Below are 383 nucleotides of genomic sequence, written 5' to 3' on the forward strand. Positions count from 1 at the left end.
CTGGCCCTGGCCGCCGATGTTGAACAGACCCGCCCGGAAGGCGATGGCGATGCCCAGCGAGATGATGATCAGCGGGGTCGCCACGGTGAGGGTCTCGGTGAGCGGGTAGAGCATGCCCGTCGCGTCCGAGGCCCGGTAGTTGAAGACGGCGCCGCGGAACAGGGCCGCGAAGGCTCCGGCGAACGCGGCCCAGGCGGCGGACAGCAGGTCGCCCGGGCGGGCGAAGAAGTAGCCGGCGGCGTCACGGACGTCCTCGTCCACGGCGATGATCAGCAGACCGGAGATGAGCAGGGACAGCAGGATCGCCAGGACGGTGACCGTGCCGTTGCCCGAGAGGATCCGGCGCAGGGCGGAGTCGGCGGGGGCGGGCCGGGTGGCCGCGT

The 383-nt window shown here is 72.1% G+C and carries 1 pseudogene; it reads right to left on the reverse strand.

Features of this window, described 5'->3' with window-relative positions:
• Positions 1–383 (reverse strand): annotated as a pseudogene (locus tag SJ20_RS08750) (ABC transporter permease); the annotation flags it as partial.

Origin of the sequence: Micrococcus sp. MS-ASIII-49 (genome assembly GCF_000946635.1) — a bacterium.
Classification (GTDB): domain Bacteria; phylum Actinomycetota; class Actinomycetes; order Actinomycetales; family Micrococcaceae; genus Micrococcus; species Micrococcus luteus.